This is a genomic window from Pedobacter hartonius (assembly GCF_900107535.1).
Classification (GTDB): domain Bacteria; phylum Bacteroidota; class Bacteroidia; order Sphingobacteriales; family Sphingobacteriaceae; genus Pedobacter; species Pedobacter hartonius.
In genome coordinates, this window is sequence record NZ_FNRA01000041.1 from 1 (window position 1) to 1,268 (window position 1,268).

General features: G+C 39.5%; 1 protein-coding gene. It reads left to right on the plus strand.

What is annotated here, in order from left to right:
• The first annotated feature begins 60 nt into the window (after nucleotides 1-60).
• Nucleotides 61-1,238 (plus strand): IS3 family transposase gene (locus BLW16_RS22865; RefSeq protein ID WP_090560201.1). Its coding sequence is split into 2 segments (ribosomal slippage): nucleotides 61-331 and nucleotides 331-1,238, totalling 1,179 coding nucleotides; the frame shifts between segments, so codons are not numbered across the junction.
• Nucleotides 1,239-1,268: the final 30 nt, after the last annotated feature.

Consider the following 1,268-nt stretch of genomic DNA (forward strand, 5'->3'; position numbering starts at 1 on the left):
TGGAGTTGCTATATTTGAGTAGACAGTAAGTTAAGAGAATTACATACCTTAACAGAAATTATGTCACAAGTAAGAAAAGCGTACCCGAAGGAGTTCAAACTGATGAGTGTTGAGCTGAGCAATACCCGAAAAGATCTAACCGCATTGGCCAAAGAATTGGATATCAATGTTACCTTATTATACAGATGGCGGAAGGAATTTACCAATAAACAAGGCGGTAGTTTTCCTGGGAACGGGAAAGTGATCTTGACTGAAAGTGAGCAGGAGCTTTCACGCTTGAGGCAGCAGCTTCGAGATACGGAAATGGAACGGGATATCTTAAAGAAGGCTGTAGGCATCTTCTCCAAGAGCGACAACAAATATTCAGGTTCATAAAGAACCACATGAAAATATTTCCAGTCGAGAAGATGTGTTCGGTATTTAAAGTAAGCAGAGGTGGTTTTTACGCTTGGATGAAGGCTCTTCCTTCAAACAGGCGTATCGAAAACCAAATGCTAGACCTTGAAATACTAGAAGCTTTTGTGAACAGTAAAAAGATCTATGGCAGTCCCCGAATCACCCGTGAACTCCATAAAAAGAATATCAACGTATCCCGGCCAAGGGTCGCCAGAATGATGAAAAAAGCAAATCTGAGAAGCGTAGTAAAGAAAAAGTTTAAGATTACTACTGATTCCAGTCATAAATTTCCGGTACCGGAAAACAAACTGGATCGTGATTTTAAGCCAGGCATTTTGGGGGCGTCCTGGGTATCTGACATTACCTATATCAAAACCAGGCAAGGTTGGTTATACCTGACTACAGTGATTGATCTTGGTGATAGAAAAATAATAGGTTGGGCATTAAGTGCAACAATGAAAGCAATTGATACAGTGATACCTGCATTTAAAATGGCTCAAAAAACACGTCCTATAACCCAGCAGATCATCTTTCATTCTGATCGTGGGGTGCAGTATGCCTGTAATGAATTCAGATGTTTATTGGAAAAAAATCCATTCATCATCAGAAGTATGAGCAGAAAAGGAAATTGTTGGGATAATGCGGTGGCTGAAAGCTTTTTCAAGACGCTTAAAGCTGAATGTGTATATCAGCATAAGTTTACAGATAAAGAGCAGGCAGCACTCGTTGTTTTTGAATACATAGAGACTTGGTACAACCGTAAAAGGCAGCATTCTGCACTGGGATATTTGTCCCCGGAGGAATTTGGTAAAAACTTAAATAAAGAAAATATTGCAGCTTAACTGAATGTCCATTTTATTGTTGCAATTCCA